This is a genomic window from Clostridium sp. CM038, from assembly GCF_055081105.1.
Genome location: NZ_CM143651.1, coordinates 2,141,927 through 2,159,612, shown reverse-complemented (window position 1 = coordinate 2,159,612; position 17,686 = coordinate 2,141,927). Strand labels below are relative to the sequence as shown.

The following is a 17,686-nucleotide window of genomic DNA, read 5'->3' as shown; positions in this document are numbered from 1 at the left end:
ACTTTTTTAGTTATAAGATTAAATACGTCTCATAATATATAAATTTGAGCATTATGGATATATATATGGATTATTAATGAATAATTCAATGATTTAGCTTATAAATAGGAATAATAATGAAAAATTGAGTTATTTATAGTTGACAACATTACTAGGATTTGATATCATTATTTTAGAAAGTATAGCAAAACACTCTACTTTGAAGGAGTGATTAAATGAAATTATCTACTAAGGGAAGATATGGGGTTAAAGCCATGGTGGATTTATCAATAAATTATGGAGAACAACCTGTATCTATAAAAAGCATATCAGAAAGACAAAATATTTCCGAATATTATTTAGAACAATTATTTTCATCACTAAGGCGCGCTAAACTTATTAAAAGTATAAGGGGAGCTCAGGGTGGATACATACTAAATAGAAAACCAGAGGAAATAACTATACAAGACGTCCTTGATGTACTTGAAGGTCCAATTGAGGTGTCAAATTGTTTAGAAGACGGAGCATGCAATAATATTGATTGTTGTGCTACTAGATTATTATGGAAGAAATTAAAAAATAGTATAGATAGTGTAACGTCATCAATAACTTTAAAAGATATTGTAGATGATTACAATGAAATTACATTAATTAAAGGAGTGAAAGATAATGAATAAATCAATTTACATGGACCACGCTGCAACCACTTATACTAAACCAGAAGTTTTGGACGCGATGATTCCTTATTTTACAAAATACTTTGGAAATCCTTCATCAATTTACTCTTTGTCAAGAGAAACTAAAAAAGCTATTGATGTCGCAAGAGACAAGGTGGCAAAAGCGCTAAACGCCAGCGAAAATGAAATTTACTTTACTGGTGGAGGTTCTGAAGCAGATAACTGGGCAATAAAGGGGATAGCTTCTGCTTATAAGCAAAAGGGAAATCATATAATAACAACAACAATTGAACATCATGCAGTATTACATACTTGCGAATATTTAGCTAAGAATGGATTTGAAATTACATATTTACCAGTTGACGAATACGGATTTATTAGCATTAAAGATTTAGAAAATGCTATTACAGATAAAACTATTCTAGTATCTGTAATGTTCGCTAACAATGAAATTGGAACAATAGAACCAATAAAAGAAATAGGCGCATTATGTAGAAGTAAAAAAATACTTTTTCATACGGATGCAGTTCAAGCAGTAGGCCATATTCCAGTTGATGTAAAAGAAATGAATATAGATTTATTATCCCTTGCTGGTCATAAATTTTATGGACCTAAGGGCATAGGAGCTTTATATGTAAGAAAAGGAATTAAAATAGATAATTTAATACATGGTGGTGGACAAGAAAGAAATAGAAGAGCAGGTACTGAAAATGTAGCTAGCATAGTGGGAATTGGTAAAGCTCTTGAACTAGCTGTAGAAAACATGGTAGAAAATAATAAAAAGCTAGTGTATTTAAGAGATAAGCTTATGAATGGATTATTAGAAGTACCTTACACAAGATTAAATGGACCAATAGGAGCAAAAAGGCTCCCAGGTAATTCGAATATATGTTTTAGATTTATAGAAGGTGAATCTATATTATTGATGTTAGATGCAAAAGGCATTGCAGCGTCAAGTGGAAGCGCATGTACATCGGGTTCCTTAGACCCATCTCACGTGTTACTTGCAATAGGCCTTAAGCATGAGATAGCACATGGATCCTTAAGATTAACATTAGGTGATGCTACCACAGAGGAAGAAGTAGATTTTGCATTAGAAACAATACCAAAAATAATCCAAAGATTAAGAGATATGTCCCCGCTATGGGATGACTACTTAAAGAAAGGGGAAAATTAATATGATGTACAGTGAAAAAGTTATGGACCATTTTACTAACCCAAGAAATGTAGGAGAAATTCAAAATGCTAGTGGAATTGGTGAGGTTGGTAACGCTAGATGTGGAGATATTATGAAAGTTTATTTAAAAGTAGAAGAAAATATAGTAGTAGATGCAAAGTTTAAAACTTTTGGTTGTGGATCAGCTATAGCATCTTCAAGTATGGCAACAGAGCTTATTAAAGGTAAATCTGTAGATGATGCATGGACACTTACAAATTTAGCTGTGGCTGAAGCGTTAGATGGACTTCCAGCAATAAAAATGCATTGCTCAGTACTTGCTGAAGAAGCTATTCACAAAGCAATTAATGATTATAGAAGTAAGGCTGGACTTGAAGTATGGGATTTCGTAGAACATGACGATATACATGGTGAAGTACACGGAGAATAGGTGATATTAAATGAAGAAAAAAGTAGTTATCGGAATGAGTGGTGGAGTAGATAGTTCCGTAGCTGCATATCTTTTGAAAGAGCAAGGATATGAAGTTATAGGAATTATGATGAAGCTATCACCAGATAATCAGGATTATGAAGAAAATGAAGGCGGATGTTGTTCTATTTCTGCAGCAAATGACGCAAGGCGCGTTGCAGACGTACTAGATATACCCTTTTATGTTATGAATTTTAAGGATGTTTTTAAGACAAATGTTATTGATAACTTTATTGATGAATATATGGAAGGTAGAACGCCTAATCCATGTATTGTATGTAATAAGATGATTAAATTCGAAGAATTTTTAAGAAAAGCGAAGGCGCTTGGGGCTGATTATATAGCTACAGGTCACTATGCTAAAATTGAAAAACAAGACGATCGATATATTCTTAGAAAATCAGAAGATGATAGAAAAGATCAAACTTATGCATTGTATACATTAACTCAAGAGCAATTAAGTCACACTTTAATGCCCTGTGGAGATTATGCTAAACCAGAAATACGAAATATTGCAGAGCGAATTGGACTAGAGGTTTTTAAAAAAAGGGACAGCCAAGAAATTTGCTTTATACCTGATAATGACCATGGAGCTTATATTAAGAAGTATAGTGGTAGAGAAATAAAGCCAGGTAACTTTGTTAATAAGCAAGGGGAAATTATGGGAAGACACAAGGGAATAGTGTATTATACTATAGGACAGCGAAAAGGACTTGGGATAGCGGTAGGTAAGCCTGTTTTTGTTACTGACATTAACCCTCTAACTAATCAAGTAATAATAGGCGATGAGGAGGATATTTTTAAAACTGAGCTTATAGCAAAAGATTTAAATTTCATTCTCTTCGATAAGCTCACCTCAAATTTAAGAGTTTCGGCTAAGATTAGATATTCTGCAAAACCTCAATTAGCTAATTTAATTCCTTTGGAAAATAATAGAGTGAAGGTCGTTTTTGATGAGAAACAAAGAGCTATAACCAAAGGCCAATCAGTAGTTTTCTATTCAGAAAACTTAGTAGTTGGCGGAGGGATAATCGAGGAAATTTTATAGGTGTACTAATTTAGTTTATAATTTAGGCAGAGGGATATTTAGTTAAAAAACTAGGTATCCCTCTGTATTTATAGTGGATAATTGTAACTATTTTAAATAGTGAAATTTCAGCTTTGAAGGTGATAATTTTATTATTTTGTTTATAAAAGGAGGAGCAATATTATGATGTATAGTGATAAGGTTATGGAGCATTTTTATAGTCCAAGAAATATGGGTATATTAGGTGATGCTAACGGTATTGGAGAGGCAGGGGACCCTAATTGCGGGGATATAATGAAGATTTATATAAAGGTTGAGGATAATATAATAACTAGTGTTAAGTTTAAGGCTTTTGGGTGTGGCTCAGCTATTGCATCATCTAGCATTGCGACAGAGCTTATAAAGGGTAAAAACTTAGAGAAGGCATGGGAATTAACCAACAAGTCAGTTATTGAAGCTCTGGAAGGATTACCGGCTTTAAAACAACATTGCTCAGTGCTTGCAGAACAAACTATACATAATGCGATAAATAATTATAGAGAGTCATGCATGCTTGAGCCTTGGAAGAATGATTTAAAATAAATATATTTCAGCTACGCAGGAGATGATTTAATGAAACTTCATTGGTGTTAATCCCATGTAGTTTGATTTTGATTTACTCTTTCAATAAGTTTTCTATTTTATTGTTAATTTCATGAATGTTTATTGAACTTATTGCAGCGTTATTAATAATATATTTTTCTTTGAGTTTCAGTATTCTATATACACTCTCATTTAACCTATTTTCTGATATTACATTATTTTGTACTGCAGCTTTTAGTGAATTAATTACTTTTAGCTCGTTGTCATATTCATGGCATACTAAGATAATGTCACTTCCAGCATTAAATGATTTAACGGCAGCATCGCCAATGTCATTATATTTTGTAATGGCCGCCATGGTCATATCATCAGTAATGACTACACCGCTAAACTTTAAAGTTCCTCTTAATATATCGGTTATAATAACTTTTGACATACTCGCAGGATAAACAGAATCTATTTTATTAAGTAATATATGTGATACCATAATGGCATCCACATTATTCTTTATAGCTTCATTAAAAGGAGTCAGTTCAAAAGCATTAAGTTTTGTTAAATCCTTATTTACTACAGGCAGGCCTACATGGGAATCAACTGAAGTGTCCCCATGGCCAGGAAAGTGTTTTACCACAGGAATTATATTGTTATCTATCATACCTTCCATGGTTTTAATGCCTAGTTTATTAACAATATCAGTGGTACTCCCAAAAGCTCTGTCTCCTATTACAGGATTATTAGGGTTGCTATTTATATCGAGTACTGGAGCAAAATTCATATTAAATCCAAAGGTTTTAAGTTCTTCTGCAATAATTTTCCCAATGTTGTAACTTAAGGCACCATCGTTCTTTTCCCCTATAACTTGATTGGATGGAATCTTTTTAATTTCATTTGGAATTCGTGATACCCGTCCACCTTCCTCATCTACAGAAATAAATAGAGGCGTTTTGTTTTGTGAATTAGTAGTTTTTAGTGAGTTAATCAGGATAACTAATTGATTAGAAGTAGCTACATTATTTCTAAATAAAATAAATCCACCAACTTTATGGTCTTTAATCAAATTATTTATATTATTATTCATTGTATAACCATCAAGCCCAACAATTACTAACTGACCAATCTTGTCATCTAAACTCATAGCATCAATCTTGTTTTGAACTACATCAATATTTTCAGGCTTAGGATTAACAACCTCATCCTTAGAATTAATATTAGGGCTAAGGTTAGAATTTGAATTACTACAGCCAGATAAAAATAAACCACCAATTAACAATATACTTATAACTAATTTTTTCATTACAAAATTTCACCACTTTCTTTTAATAAAATTAATAGGGTAAAGAAGTCATTAAAGAGTAAAATTATTATTAAAAATATTATTTAGAGCAAATATAAAAAATAGGGCTAACAGTAATTTAATATAAGAAATTGTAAAATTACAAAATATTAATCTTTAACATTATTTTTAGTATATGTAATAATTCTTAGATTATTTGGAGAATATAACTATAAATAAATAATAATTAAATTTTTTTCATTTAGGAGATAATATGTTTAAAAGCAGAGATTTTATATTTATGAATGTTGTTAGTATGGATGGCAAGAAAATTGGGTTTATCAGAGATTTGTTAATGGATTTTAATAAAGGAAAGGTAATCGGATTTGTAATATCTCCTTATAAACTTTTCCATAAAAATTTAAGTGTATTAAAAGAAGACATCATATATTTTAATAAGCATATGGTAGTTAAAAAAGTAGAGAAAAATAAATATCTATGTTTACATAGCTTTATTAATATGGATGTAATAGATAAATGTAGCAATGTATTTGGTATGGTGGAGGATATTACTTTTTCATGTGATACATTTGAAATAAAAGGAATTATAGTGTCTTCTGGATTTATTACAAATTTACTTAGAGGGAAAAGAATAATGCTAATAAATGAACTAATACTTGGAGAAGAAAATATTCTCTACATTCCCAATTTTGATGAATCATGTTTTAAAAGTATGCCACATAACTTCTTTGTGGAGGGAAAAGCCGATGAAAAAAATTAGCAAAAAGAAGTTAGCTATTACGATTCTCAGTATTATTATTTTTGTAGTTGTACTCTTTATGTTAATAAAAATCCCTATTGTTAAACAATTAATAAATTTAGTCTTTATTTCTTTCATTGTGGCATATATACTAAAACCATTATATATGCTTTTAATTAGAAAAGGAGTAAATAAAAAAGCTTCTGCTTGTTTAATAATAGTCGGTTTATTAAGTTTAGTATTATTAACGTTTATAGTGGTAATTCCATCAATATTTAGAGAAAGTTTAGACATAAATAAGGCAATAAATGATTTGCAAAAATATTTAATTAATGCAAATATGAAAATAAAAGTATTAAATAGAAGCAGAGTCATGAGTAGTATTATGACTACTATATACCAAAAATCAAATGCTCAAATACTTCTAATATTTGATAAAATATTAGATTCTATCATGGGCATCGGTGAGAATATATTAACTTACATGGTTTCGCCTTTAATAGTATATTACTTTTTATGCGATAGTGAAAATATGATAAATAAGGCATTGATAGTTTTTCCACCAGAGAGCAGAAATATAATAAAGAGAATCATAGCGGATATTGATAAAGTATTAGGAAGGTATATTATAAGTCAATTTATCTTATGTGGAATTATAACCATTGCTACATTTTTGATATTAATGTTTATGAAAGTTGATTTTCCTTTGATGCTCTCATTGATAAATGGAATTTTTAATATAATACCTTACTTTGGACCTATATTTGGGGTAATACCTATCATTTTAATAGCTCTGCTTGACTCTCCAAAAATAGCTTTATATACAGCGTTGTGGCTATTTGCACTTCAACAAATCGAAGGAAGTATATTGTCACCAAAAATAATTGGAGATAGTATAAGTATGCACCCATTAACAGTAATATTATTGTTGGTTATAGGTGGGAAGGTTGGAGGGATTTTAGGTATGATACTAGCAGTGCCACTAGGAGTAGTGATAAAAGTTATATATGAGGACTTAAACTATTATCTATTCTAGGAATAAGCAATATATTTTTATTTATAATTTGCATATCTTGAAGTATTAAGGTAAAATGTACTATAGTATATATAAGTTAATATCAGGTAATGATAAGAATTAGTAAATATAGTTAGTCATTTAGAGAGGAAGTGGAGGGTGAAAACTTCTTGATAGCCATATTGAAGCTGTCTTTGAACCTTATTTTGTTGAGAGATATTGCAGTGTAATTAATTGTTATTAATTATATAGTGATATAATTAGGGTGGTAACGCGGAAAACTTTCGTCCCTTGCTTTAGGGAAGTGAAGGTTTTTTTTTATATTTTAGAAAATTATGAATTTTAAAATTCTATATATAAAATTAGCATAAATAGATCGTGTTAACACAGTCTATAAACAATCGGAGGAGATATTATGGAAAAATTAGGATTAAATGAAATTAGGGAATCGTTTCTAAATTTTTTTGAAGGTAAAGAGCATCTTAGACTAGAAAGTTTTCCTCTAGTACCTAAGAATGACAGCAGTTTATTGCTTGTAAATGCGGGTATGCAACCACTTAAACCATATTTTACAGGAATTAAAACACCACCTAATACTAGAATAACTAATTGTCAAAAATGTATTAGGACAGGAGATATTGAGAATGTAGGAAAGACATCAAGACATGGCACTTTCTTTGAAATGCTTGGAAATTTTTCTTTTGGTGATTATTTCAAAAAAGAGGTTATACCATGGGCTTGGGAATATGCAACAGAGGTTTTGAAAATACCAAAAGAAAATTTATATATAACTATATATTTAGAGGATGATGAGGCTTTTGATGTATGGATTAAAAATACTGATGTTGATCCTTCACGTATTTTTAGATTAGGAAAAGAAGAAAATTTTTGGGAAATAGGTCAAGGACCTTGTGGACCGAGTTCAGAAATACACTTCGATAGAAATGTAGAACTCGGCCAAATAAAAACGGAAGAAGAGTTTATTAAGGCAGGCAATGAAGATAGAGTAATAGAATTTTGGAATTTAGTGTTCACTCAATTTAATAAGGATGAGCATGGTAACTACAACAAATTAAAAAATCCTAATATAGATACAGGTATGGGTCTCGAGAGAATAGCTGGCATAATGCAAGGCACAGATAGTATATTTGAAGTAGATACTATAAAAAATATTTTAGAAGAAGTTTCAAGAATTTCAGGCGTGAAATGTGGCGATAGCTGTAATGAGTCGATATCTTTAAAAGTTATAACAGACCATGTTAGAAGCACAACCTTTATGATAAGTGATGGTGTACTTCCGTCTAATGAGGGAAGAGGTTATGTTCTTAGGCGACTACTAAGGCGTGCGGCAAGGCATGGTAGGTTAATTGGAATTAAAAATACTTTTTTAAGTGAACTTTGCGATACTGTTATTGAAAACTCCTCTAAAGCATACCCAGAATTAAAAGAAAAATCATCCTATATTAAGAAAGTTATAAAAATTGAAGAGGAAAGATTTTTAGAAACTATAGATTCTGGTATGGATATTTTAAAAGTTTACATAGAAGAGCTTCAAAAAAATAACAATAAAATTTTAGGTGGAGATAAAGCTTTTAAATTATACGATACCTATGGTTTTCCATATGAGCTTACAGAAGAAATACTTAGCGATGCTGGTATAAAAATTGATTTAGAAGGATTTAATGCTGCAATGCAAAGTCAAAAGCAAAGGGCAAGAGCTGCTAGAGTACAGTCAAATTATATGGGCAGTGGAGAAAGTTCAATGAACTTAATTCCTAAAAATATAGAAACAAAATTTGATGGATATGATAAAATACAATTGGAATCTAAGGCTAAATTTTTAATTAGTGGCGAAGAGCATGTTACGGACCTTTCAAAGGGTTCAAAAGGGATTATTGTAACCGAAGATACTCCTTTCTATGCAGAAATGGGAGGGCAAATTGGAGATAAGGGAATAATTTTTAATGATAATTTTAAAGCAAAAGTATACGATTGCCAAAAAGATATTTCTGGAAAAATAATACATTTTATTGAGGTGTTAGAAGGAATAGTGATAGCAGATGAAATAGTAACTCTTAAGGTTGACGAAGATAGGAGAGCTCAAATTTGTAAAAATCATACTGTAACTCACATGCTACAAGAAACGCTGAAAAGAGTTTTAGGTGATCACGTTCATCAATCAGGTTCTTATGTAAATGAAGATATATTAAGGTTTGACTTCACTCATTTTTCTGCACTAACTGAGAAAGAGATTGCTAAAGTTGAGAAAATTGTAAATGACAATATTATGAAGGCGTATAAGGTGGAGACTGAGGTTATGACCATTGAGAAAGCTAAGGAAACTGGAGCTATAGCATTATTTGATGAAAAATATCAAGGAGATGTTAGAGTAGTATCTGTAGGAGAGTATAGTAAGGAATTATGTGGCGGTACTCATGTTAGAAATTCAGGCGAAATCGGATTATTTAAAATTTTATCTGAAGCAGGAGTAGCGGCAGGGGTTAGAAGAATTGAAGCTATAACTGGTAGTGAATCTATAAAATATGTAGAAGATAAAAGTAATTTATTAAAATATATTGGAAGTACATTAAAATGTTCAGAAAAAGACATAATAAATAAATTACAAACTCAATTGGTAGAATTAAAATACAAAGAAAAGGAAATAGTATTATTAAAAGAAAAATTAGCCAGTTCTTCAGTAGATGAAATTTTAGAGAATATTAAACAGGTCAAAGGTGTTAAAGTGATTTCGGGAGCTGTAAAAAATATAAACGGAGATGCTTTAAGAGATTTAGCTGATAAACTTCGTAATAAGATTGTTGATGGTGTAGTGGTAATAGGGAGCTGTACAGACGATAAAGTACAATTTGTTGCAATGGCGTCTAAGTCAGCAATAGATAAAGGAATACACTGTGGGAAAATAATTAAAGAAGTTGCTAAAATCGCTGGTGGTGGCGGTGGTGGAAGGCCTGACATGGCAGAGGCAGGTGGAAAGCTTCCCGAAAAATTAGATGAAGCAATAACGAATGTATGCTCTATAATTGAAAGATTGGTAAAATAGTATACTTTTTGCAATAGTTGTTTTATAATATAATTAATAATAAGTAATTTAATTATAGTTAGTATGTAATTATGGAACTTATTACAACTGAAAAAATTTACTATATTACCAAATGATTTCCTAGCGTATTCAAATGGGATAAATTTTAGTGTTTAGCGTATGATGAGGAAAGGGGTGTATATAATGGATAATAATCAAAATACAGTCCAATTTGATTTTGTAAAAGATAAAAAAGATTTAACAAAAACTATTTTGACTGACGTATATAATTCACTTATAAAAAAGGGCTATAACCCAGTGAACCAAATGGTAGGATATCTAATTTCAGGAGATCCGACATATATAACGAACTACAATGGAGCAAGAGCGATGGTAAGAAAGCTAGAGAGAGATGAGATATTGGAAGAAGTTTTGAAATCTTATCTAGACATAAAAAAGTAAAATGCCCATAGGGGGCATTTTATTTTTTAAAGTTAATGGTGTACATTAGCTAGGCTATTATTAAAGGAGCATTTGGATGAGAATATTAGGGTTAGATATTGGAGACAGAACAATAGGGGTAGCTGTATGCGATCCGTTAGGATTAACAGCACAGGGAATTACAACAATTAAAAGGAAAAGCATAGTTCTAGATATAGAGGAACTTTCTAAAATATGTAAGGAATACAATGTAGAAAGTTTTGTATCAGGCCTCCCTAAAAATATGAATGGAACTATAGGACCACAAGGGGAAAAGGTTCAGCGTTTTTGTGAAAAGCTTAAAGAAACATTAAATTTAGAAGTGAAAATGTGGGATGAAAGATTATCAACAGTAGCTGCTAATAGAGTAATGCTCGAGGGCGATTTATCTAGATCAAAAAGAAAAAAGATTGTAGATAAAATTGCGGCTACATTCATTTTACAAGGATATTTAGATAGTTTAGGCACACATCTATAAAAGAAATTTACAAAAATATGCAACGGGTATTAAGATATTATTGATTGCATAAATTGAAAGGAGAAAATAAAATGGATAACAATGTTGAAACCGTATTATTATATGATGAAGAGGGTAAAGAAATAGAATTTGACGTACTAACGAAATTGGACATTAAAGATAAGGAATATGTTATAGTTGCGCCAACTGGTGAAGAAGATATTGATGCAATTGCACTAAGAATAGATAAGGACGCAGAGGGTGAGGATATTTTAGTTACAATAGATGATGATGAAGAGTTTGAAATGATTTCAGAGGCGTATGACGCAATTTCTTCAGGAGAACTATAATAGTATTTAAGCAAAAAGATTCTAAATTAAGACATTTTAATATATTTTCAAACTAATTAACCTATTTTCTTAAAACTAAATGATTATCAATTGACAATATTATAATAAAGGATTAAAATAAAAGTATACTTAATATAATTTTATCTATGAGTCAAATGATGTTTGTAGAAAAGGGGTATATATATGTCAAAGGTATCTCCAGAGAGCGTTGAGAGTTTAAAAGAAACTCTAAAACAAGAGGGCTATAAGCTTACTCCGCAGAGAAGGGCTATTTTAAATGGGATAATTAAGAGTGAAGGTAGCCATCTTACTGCGGAAGAACTATATGACTTGGTTAAATCTGACTGTCCAGAAATAGGTCTTGCTACAATTTATAGAACAGTTCAACTTTTAGAAGAAATGGGTGTAATTCGAAAGTTTGATTTAGATGATGGCTGTAGTAGATATGAACTTAACCATGAAAATGAGAGACATCAACATCATCACCTAATATGTAATCGCTGTGGTAAAGTATTAGAGGTGCAGGGAGATTTACTAGAGGAATTAGAGACTATTGTTGAAAAAAAATATAACTTTAAGATTGAAGATCATAGTTTGAAATTCTATGGTGTTTGTGACAAGTGTATTTGTAAATAATGTAAACGATAAATCCTACAGAGGAAGCATTTGTATTTATGTGGGATGATGTGATGAAAAAACCAAGTAAATGATGTAATTTAAGTAAATGTATCGTTTTTTTAATAATGAATGCTATACATAGTTGACTTTTTTGCAAGATAACATTAAAATAAGTATAGTAAATGCGAAAGTTGGGTACTTAAAGACGTATCCAATTTTTGTTTGTGTAATATGTTTAACTTACGAAAAAAAATTGGAGGATTAATATGAATTTATTTACAAGAAATGATGTTAGAAATATAGCAATAATTGCTCACGTAGATCACGGTAAGACAACACTAGTGGATTGTTTACTTAAACAAAGCCATGTTTTTAGAGAAAACGAAAAAGTGCAAGAAAGAGTAATGGACTCTAACGATTTAGAAAAAGAAAGAGGAATAACAATTCTTTCTAAAAATACTGCAATAATGCATAATGGAATTAAAATAAATATAGTTGATACTCCTGGCCACGCTGACTTCGGTGGAGAGGTTGAACGAGTACTTAAAATGGTTGATAGCGTACTTCTTGTAGTTGATGCATATGAAGGTCCAATGCCACAAACTAAATTCGTTTTAAAAAAGGCATTAGAATTAAACCTTAAGCCAATCGTTGTTATAAACAAAATTGATAGAAAAGATGGTCGTCCTACACATGTTCTTGATGAAGTCTTTGACCTATTTGTTGAACTTGGAGCGGATGATGAACAATTAGATTTTGCAGTGGTATATGCTTCTGCTAGAGAAGGATTTGCTAAATTAAATGTTGATGATGTAAGTGACAACATGGAACCATTATTTGATTCTATAGTAAAGAATGTAAAGGCACCAGAAGGATATTTAGATATGCCACTTCAATTGCTTATTTCAACTATTGATTATAATGAGTATGTTGGTAAGATTGGAATAGGAAAGATCGAAAGAGGATCAATCAAAAGAAATCAACCTATCGCACTTATAAGAAAAGATGGCACAATAAACAATGTTAAAGTTTCAGCTCTTTTTGTTTACAAAGGTCTTAAAAGAGAAGAAACTGAAGAAGCAATGCTTGGTGATATAGTAGCAGTTTCTGGTATTCCAGACATTAACATCGGAGAGACAATAGCTGATATTAATGAACCAGAAGCTCTTCCATTCGTTGAAATTGATGAGCCTACACTAACTATGAATTTCATGGTTAATAATTCTCCTTTTGCAGGAAAAGAAGGAACTTATGTTACATCAAGACACATAAGAGATAGACTTATCAAAGAGCTTGAAACCAATGTTAGTTTAAGAGTAAAAGAAATTGATGATGGTTTTGAAGTAAGTGGAAGAGGAGAACTTCATCTTTCAGTTCTAATTGAAACTATGAGACGTGAAGGATATGAATTCCAAGTGTCAAAAGCAAATGTTATATTTAAAGAAGAAAATGGCCATAAAACAGAGCCAATTGAGTACCTTACAATTGACGTACCAGAAGAATTTATGGGCGTAGTAATGGAGAAAATGGGACCTAGAAAAGCAGAAATGGTAAATATGACTTCAGCTATAAATGGATACACTAGATTAGAATTTAAAATACCATCAAGAGGATTAATTGGATTTAGAAGTGAACTTATGACTGATACCAAGGGTAATGGTATAATGAATCACGTTCTAGATGGTTACGATAAATACAGAGGTGAAATACCAGATAGAAGTAGAGGTTCTTTAATTGTATTTGAAACAGGAGAATCAATTACTTACGGATTATTTAATGCTCAGGATCGTGGTACTCTTTTCCTAGAACCAGGAGTGCCTGTATATGCAGGAATGATTGCAGGAGAATGTGCAAGAGCTGGAGATATGGAGATAAATATTTGTAGAAAGAAACAATTAACAAATACTAGATCTTCAGGAGCAGATGAATCACCAAAACTAGTTCCAGTAAAACAAATGACACTAGAACAATGCTTAGAATTTATAGCTGTTGATGAGTTAGTTGAAATTACTCCTCTAAATATCAGAATGAGAAAAAGAATATTAGATTCAGGAGAAAGAAAAAGAGCAACTAGCAAAAAAAGCAAATAGCATAAATTATGGGGTGGTTTAATGAAAAAGATAGTGCTATTAATTATGGTTTCAATAGTTTGCGTATTAGCTGGTAATTTTCAGTATAAAAAGATAATACAGCATCCTATTAAAACTAATAAAGATATCTATGTTAATGTGAAAAATGGAGACGCTTTGTATAGTGTACTAGATGATTTAAACCAAATTGGTGCTATAAAAAATGCAAGTATTATAAAATTTTATATCAAATCAAACAAAATAAAATCTAATGTTCATACAGGAAAGTTCTTGATACCAAAGGATGTTACAGTTGTGGAGTTTATAAAAATTTTATCAACTGTAGGAAATGAAAAAGACATTATTAAAGTAACAATACCTGAGGGATTTGATATAAATAGTATTGCAAATATGCTACAAGAAAAAGGCATAATAAACAAAGAAAAATTTATTGATAGCTGTAAAACTTACAAGCTGCCTACTTATATTACGGAAAAAGAAAACCGAAAATTTAATTTGGAAGGTTTTCTTTTTCCATCTACATATGATCTTAAAGCCGGTATGAGTGGAAATGCAATAATAAAATTAATGGTGGATAAGTTTTATAGTACTATAAATGAAATAAATATAGAAACGCCTATAGAGATGAAGAAATTAGATGATATAATAATAATGGCATCAATTGTTGAAAGAGAAACTAGTGATAAAAATGAAAAAGCTAAAGTGGCATCAGTTTTTTATAATAGGCTAAAAAAAGACATGAAGTTACAATCTTGTGCAACTGTTTTATATTCTTTAGGTAAACATAAGGAAAAATTATACAATAAAGATTTAGAGGTTAAGTCACCTTATAATACCTACAAGGTGACAGGACTTCCTGTAGGTCCAATATGTAACCCAGGAAAAGAATCTATTAAAGCAGCCTTATCTCCTACTAAAACAAATTATTTATACTTTGTTTTAAGTAATGATGGAAAGCATTTTTTTACAGATGACTATAATGAATTTTTAAAGGTCAAAGATGTAACACAAGGATTTTAGTTAGTGTTAGTCACATGAGAATAAATAACAAGTCAGTATAATTATATCGTTGACTTGTTATTTGTTTTTATGTGCATTAATGAATTTTGGAGGAAATTAAATGAGTGGGATAACATATGATTATATGGAACAATATTTAAGAGATCTCATTCCAAGTAATGTTGGTATTTTAGATGAGCTAGAGAAATTTGCTCTCGAGAATAGAGTCCCTATAGTTCAAAAAGAAACTGCTAAATTTTTGGAATTAATGATAACTATAAATAGACCTAAAAAAATTTTAGAGCTGGGCACGGCTATAGGATATTCTTCTATTTTAATGAATTTAACTTCCGGTGGGTTAAGTGAAATTACGACTATTGAAAGAGATGAAAAAATGATAGAAATTGCAAATGCGAATATAATAAAATACGGAATGCAGAATAAAATTACTGTTCTAAAAGGAGATTGTTTAGAGATTTTAGAAAGTCTCCAAGATGAATATGATATGATTTTTATGGATGCAGGTAAAGGTCACTATAATCATTTTCTTCCTCACTGCTTGAGACTCTTAAAAAGAGAGGGAGTTCTTATTGCTGATAATGTACTTTTTCGAGGAATGGTTGCATCGAAAGAACTCGCAACACGTAGAAAAATCACTATAATAAAACGTATGAAAAGCTATTTAGAACTAGTATCTAATAATGATAACCTTGTAACTTCTGTAATACCAATGGGTGATGGTATCTCAGTTACAGTAAGAAAGTTTGCAGGGGGAAGTAAGGAGGCATGAAACTAATGAAACCAGAAATATTAGCACCGGCAGGTAATTTGGAGAAATTAAAAGCAGCTATAAATTTTGGAGCAGACGCAGTTTATTTAGGCGGAAGTAAATTGAATTTAAGAGCTTTTGCGGATAATTTTAGCAATGTTCAATTAAAAGAAGGTATAGACTTTGCACATTCCAAAGGTAAAAGAGTATATGTTACATTAAATGTATTTCCTCATAATGACGATTTAGAAGGCCTAGAAGGTTATCTAAAAGAAATATATGAACTAGGTGCAGATGCTATTATTGTTTCTGACCCAGGAATTATTATGACGGCTAGAGAAGTTGTACCAAATTTAGAAATTCATTTGAGTACCCAATCTAACAATGTAAACTACAAATCAGCTATTTTTTGGCATAAGCAAGGGGTCAAAAGAATTGTTCTTGCAAGAGAATTGTCTCTAGGTGAAATTAAAGAAATTAGAGCAAAGTTGCCGGATAGTTGTGAACTTGAAGCTTTTGTCCATGGATCTATGTGTATGGCCTATTCGGGAAGATGTCTTATGTCAAATTATATGACGGGAAGAGATGCAAATCGTGGACAATGCGCCCAGCCATGTAGATATAAATATTTCTTAACGGAAGAAAAAAGAGATGGTGAGTACTTTCCTATAATAGAAGATGATAAAGGCACTTACATAATGAATTCAAAGGACTTATGCATGATAGAACATATACCGGAACTTGTAGAATCAGGGATAACGTCATTTAAAATAGAAGGAAGAATGAAAAGCTCATATTATGTTGCTTCTGTATGTAAATCCTATAGAGAAGCTTTGGATACATATATGAAGGATTCAGTAAATTATAAATTTCAAAAAAAATGGATGGATAACCTCTTGAAACCGAGTCACAGACAATATTATACTGGGTTCTACTTTGGAGATCCCAATAAACAGATACATGAATCCTCTTCATATATTAGAGATTACGATATAGTTGGAATTGTACGCGAATACCATTCGGAAAATAATATTGCATTAGTGGAACAAAGGAATAAAGTATTCCAGGGTGATACTGTTGAAGTATTAAGGCCTGTAGGAGATAATGTTTTAATTGTGCTTAATGATATGAGAAATTCTAAGGGCGAAAGCATAGCTGCTGCACCAAGTGCCCAGATGTTATTCACTGTAAATGTCAAAGAAAAACTACATGAGAATGATATACTTATCAAATCTAAGGAGAAAGAATAATGTATCGCCCGGTTTTAATAGGGATAACCGGAGGAACGGGTTCAGGAAAAAGCACTATAGCGAGAGAAATTTATAAACATTTTGATGAGACATGTATTACAATGATTGCACAAGATTCTTATTATAAGGATCAGAGTAATCTTTCTTTTGAAGAAAGAATAAAAACAAATTATGATCATCCGGATGCTTTTGATACTTCACTATTAGTGAGACACCTAAACCTTCTTTTAGAAGGAAAGGTTATTGAAAAGCCTATATATAATTTTGAAATGCATAATAGAATAGAAGAAACAGTTTCCGTGCAGCCAAAGGAAATTATTATATTTGAAGGGATTCTTGTACTCCAGGAAAAGGTTCTTCGTGACATGCTGGATATTAAAATATATGTAGACACAGATGCAGATGTTAGGTTTATACGAAGACTTACAAGAGATATTACCGAGAGAGGTAGAACAACAGATTCTGTTATAAATCAATATTTAAATGTTGTTAAACCAATGCACGAACAATTTATTGAACCTACCAAAAGACACGCTGACATTATTATACCTGAAGGCGGACATAATAAGGTAGCTATAGATATAATTACAGCTAATATAAGCCAAATACTGCAGAAACAGCAAAAGAAAAAATAACATATTTGAAGTATAAAACATCTCAATCTAGGCGAGAAT

The 17,686-nt window shown here is 31.0% G+C and carries 18 protein-coding genes and 1 other annotated feature; of the genes, 17 read left to right on the top strand and 1 reads right to left on the bottom strand.

All coding sequences use genetic code 11. The features are described from left to right. The first annotated feature begins 215 nt into the window (after positions 1–215). The 5 genes from ACWJKS_RS09960 (at position 216) to nifU (ACWJKS_RS09940) (ending at position 3,911) form a co-directional block, all read left to right on the top strand. Positions 216–656, top strand: coding sequence for an RrF2 family transcriptional regulator (locus tag ACWJKS_RS09960; RefSeq protein ID WP_165412752.1), 441 nt, complete (start codon positions 216–218; stop codon positions 654–656). Next, positions 649–1,833, top strand: a complete 1,185-nt coding sequence (gene nifS, locus ACWJKS_RS09955) for a cysteine desulfurase NifS (RefSeq protein WP_216302804.1) — start codon at positions 649–651, stop codon at positions 1,831–1,833. The genes ACWJKS_RS09960 and nifS overlap by 8 nt, the downstream gene beginning before the upstream one ends. A 1-nt stretch (position 1,834) precedes the next feature. Beyond that, positions 1,835–2,263: a Fe-S cluster assembly scaffold protein NifU gene (gene nifU / locus ACWJKS_RS09950; RefSeq protein ID WP_165412750.1), complete on the top strand. Its 429-nt coding sequence runs from the start codon at positions 1,835–1,837 to the stop codon at positions 2,261–2,263. 10 nt (positions 2,264–2,273) lie between these two features. Beyond that, positions 2,274–3,350 carry a tRNA 2-thiouridine(34) synthase MnmA gene (gene mnmA / locus ACWJKS_RS09945; protein WP_165412749.1) on the top strand — a complete coding sequence of 359 codons (1,077 nt, stop codon included), beginning with the start codon at positions 2,274–2,276 and terminating at the stop codon, positions 3,348–3,350. Between the two features lie 165 nt (positions 3,351–3,515). Continuing rightward, positions 3,516–3,911, top strand: a complete 396-nt coding sequence (nifU, locus tag ACWJKS_RS09940; RefSeq protein WP_187351419.1) for a Fe-S cluster assembly scaffold protein NifU — start codon at positions 3,516–3,518, stop codon at positions 3,909–3,911. Positions 3,912–3,984: 73 nt separating this feature from the next. On the opposite strand, the gene nagZ is transcribed toward nifU (ACWJKS_RS09940), so the two are convergent. Further along, positions 3,985–5,205: a beta-N-acetylhexosaminidase gene (nagZ, locus tag ACWJKS_RS09935; protein WP_462959486.1), complete on the bottom strand. Its 1,221-nt coding sequence runs from the start codon at positions 5,203–5,205 to the stop codon at positions 3,985–3,987. A gap of 253 nt (positions 5,206–5,458) precedes the next feature. On the opposite strand from nagZ, the gene ACWJKS_RS09930 reads away from it, so the two are divergent. The 12 genes from ACWJKS_RS09930 to udk all read left to right on the top strand — a co-directional run bounded on the left by ACWJKS_RS09930 (position 5,459) and on the right by udk (position 17,647). Beyond that, positions 5,459–5,965 (top strand): PRC-barrel domain-containing protein, encoded by a 507-nt coding sequence (locus ACWJKS_RS09930; protein WP_165412746.1) that lies wholly within the window; start codon positions 5,459–5,461, stop codon positions 5,963–5,965. Further along, the gene (locus tag ACWJKS_RS09925; RefSeq protein WP_462959485.1) at positions 5,952–6,980 is read left to right on the top strand and encodes an AI-2E family transporter; all 1,029 of its coding nucleotides are present in this window, start codon (positions 5,952–5,954) and stop codon (positions 6,978–6,980) included. The genes ACWJKS_RS09930 and ACWJKS_RS09925 overlap by 14 nt, the downstream gene beginning before the upstream one ends. Before the next feature lie 80 nt (positions 6,981–7,060). Further along, positions 7,061–7,254: a binding site (T-box leader), on the top strand. A gap of 120 nt (positions 7,255–7,374) precedes the next feature. Further along, complete coding sequence (gene alaS / locus ACWJKS_RS09920) at positions 7,375–10,020, top strand: alanine--tRNA ligase (RefSeq protein WP_462959484.1); 2,646 nt, start codon at positions 7,375–7,377, stop codon at positions 10,018–10,020. Between the two features lie 183 nt (positions 10,021–10,203). Beyond that, positions 10,204–10,461: an IreB family regulatory phosphoprotein gene (locus ACWJKS_RS09915; RefSeq protein ID WP_165412743.1), complete on the top strand. Its 258-nt coding sequence runs from the start codon at positions 10,204–10,206 to the stop codon at positions 10,459–10,461. 76 nt (positions 10,462–10,537) lie between these two features. Continuing rightward, positions 10,538–10,957, top strand: coding sequence for a Holliday junction resolvase RuvX (gene ruvX / locus ACWJKS_RS09910; protein WP_165412742.1), 420 nt, complete (start codon positions 10,538–10,540; stop codon positions 10,955–10,957). 71 nt (positions 10,958–11,028) lie between these two features. Then, positions 11,029–11,286: a DUF1292 domain-containing protein gene (locus tag ACWJKS_RS09905; protein WP_165412741.1), complete on the top strand. Its 258-nt coding sequence runs from the start codon at positions 11,029–11,031 to the stop codon at positions 11,284–11,286. 183 nt (positions 11,287–11,469) lie between these two features. Beyond that, positions 11,470–11,922, top strand: a complete 453-nt coding sequence (locus tag ACWJKS_RS09900; RefSeq protein ID WP_165412740.1) for a Fur family transcriptional regulator — start codon at positions 11,470–11,472, stop codon at positions 11,920–11,922. Positions 11,923–12,170: 248 nt separating this feature from the next. Next, the gene (gene typA / locus ACWJKS_RS09895; RefSeq protein WP_165412739.1) at positions 12,171–13,994 is read left to right on the top strand and encodes a translational GTPase TypA; all 1,824 of its coding nucleotides are present in this window, start codon (positions 12,171–12,173) and stop codon (positions 13,992–13,994) included. A gap of 21 nt (positions 13,995–14,015) precedes the next feature. Then, positions 14,016–15,014, top strand: a complete 999-nt coding sequence (gene mltG, locus ACWJKS_RS09890; RefSeq protein WP_462959483.1) for an endolytic transglycosylase MltG — start codon at positions 14,016–14,018, stop codon at positions 15,012–15,014. 100 nt (positions 15,015–15,114) lie between these two features. After that, positions 15,115–15,783, top strand: a complete 669-nt coding sequence (locus ACWJKS_RS09885) for an O-methyltransferase (RefSeq protein WP_216302807.1) — start codon at positions 15,115–15,117, stop codon at positions 15,781–15,783. Continuing rightward, positions 15,780–17,012 carry a peptidase U32 family protein gene (locus ACWJKS_RS09880; protein ID WP_216302808.1) on the top strand — a complete coding sequence of 411 codons (1,233 nt, stop codon included), beginning with the start codon at positions 15,780–15,782 and terminating at the stop codon, positions 17,010–17,012. The genes ACWJKS_RS09885 and ACWJKS_RS09880 overlap by 4 nt, the downstream gene beginning before the upstream one ends. Continuing rightward, a complete protein-coding gene (udk, locus tag ACWJKS_RS09875) occupies positions 17,012–17,647 on the top strand; it encodes a uridine kinase (protein ID WP_165412735.1) in 636 nt (211 codons plus the stop codon). Before ACWJKS_RS09880 ends, udk begins: the two co-directional genes overlap by 1 nt. Positions 17,648–17,686: the final 39 nt, after the last annotated feature.

Bases quoted from the DNA above. Each gene is read 5' to 3' on its own strand.
- ACWJKS_RS09905 (WP_165412741.1), top strand. From the start codon at position 11,029: ATGGATAACAATGTTGAAACCGTATTATTATATGATGAAGAGGGTAAA.
- typA (WP_165412739.1), top strand. From the start codon at position 12,171: ATGAATTTATTTACAAGAAATGATGTTAGAAATATAGCAATAATTGCT.
- ACWJKS_RS09900 (WP_165412740.1), top strand. From the start codon at position 11,470: ATGTCAAAGGTATCTCCAGAGAGCGTTGAGAGTTTAAAAGAAACTCTA.
- ACWJKS_RS09930 (WP_165412746.1), top strand. From the start codon at position 5,459: ATGTTTAAAAGCAGAGATTTTATATTTATGAATGTTGTTAGTATGGAT.
- mltG (WP_462959483.1), top strand. From the start codon at position 14,016: ATGAAAAAGATAGTGCTATTAATTATGGTTTCAATAGTTTGCGTATTA.
- ruvX (WP_165412742.1), top strand. From the start codon at position 10,538: ATGAGAATATTAGGGTTAGATATTGGAGACAGAACAATAGGGGTAGCT.
- udk (WP_165412735.1), top strand. From the start codon at position 17,012: ATGTATCGCCCGGTTTTAATAGGGATAACCGGAGGAACGGGTTCAGGA.
- mnmA (WP_165412749.1), top strand. From the start codon at position 2,274: ATGAAGAAAAAAGTAGTTATCGGAATGAGTGGTGGAGTAGATAGTTCC.
- nifU (WP_187351419.1), top strand. From the start codon at position 3,516: ATGTATAGTGATAAGGTTATGGAGCATTTTTATAGTCCAAGAAATATG.
- nifU (WP_165412750.1), top strand. From the start codon at position 1,835: ATGATGTACAGTGAAAAAGTTATGGACCATTTTACTAACCCAAGAAAT.
- ACWJKS_RS09960 (WP_165412752.1), top strand. From the start codon at position 216: ATGAAATTATCTACTAAGGGAAGATATGGGGTTAAAGCCATGGTGGAT.
- nifS (WP_216302804.1), top strand. From the start codon at position 649: ATGAATAAATCAATTTACATGGACCACGCTGCAACCACTTATACTAAA.
- ACWJKS_RS09880 (WP_216302808.1), top strand. From the start codon at position 15,780: ATGAAACTAATGAAACCAGAAATATTAGCACCGGCAGGTAATTTGGAG.
- alaS (WP_462959484.1), top strand. From the start codon at position 7,375: ATGGAAAAATTAGGATTAAATGAAATTAGGGAATCGTTTCTAAATTTT.
- ACWJKS_RS09915 (WP_165412743.1), top strand. From the start codon at position 10,204: ATGGATAATAATCAAAATACAGTCCAATTTGATTTTGTAAAAGATAAA.
- ACWJKS_RS09885 (WP_216302807.1), top strand. From the start codon at position 15,115: ATGAGTGGGATAACATATGATTATATGGAACAATATTTAAGAGATCTC.
- nagZ (WP_462959486.1), bottom strand. From the start codon at position 5,205: ATGAAAAAATTAGTTATAAGTATATTGTTAATTGGTGGTTTATTTTTA.
- ACWJKS_RS09925 (WP_462959485.1), top strand. From the start codon at position 5,952: ATGAAAAAAATTAGCAAAAAGAAGTTAGCTATTACGATTCTCAGTATT.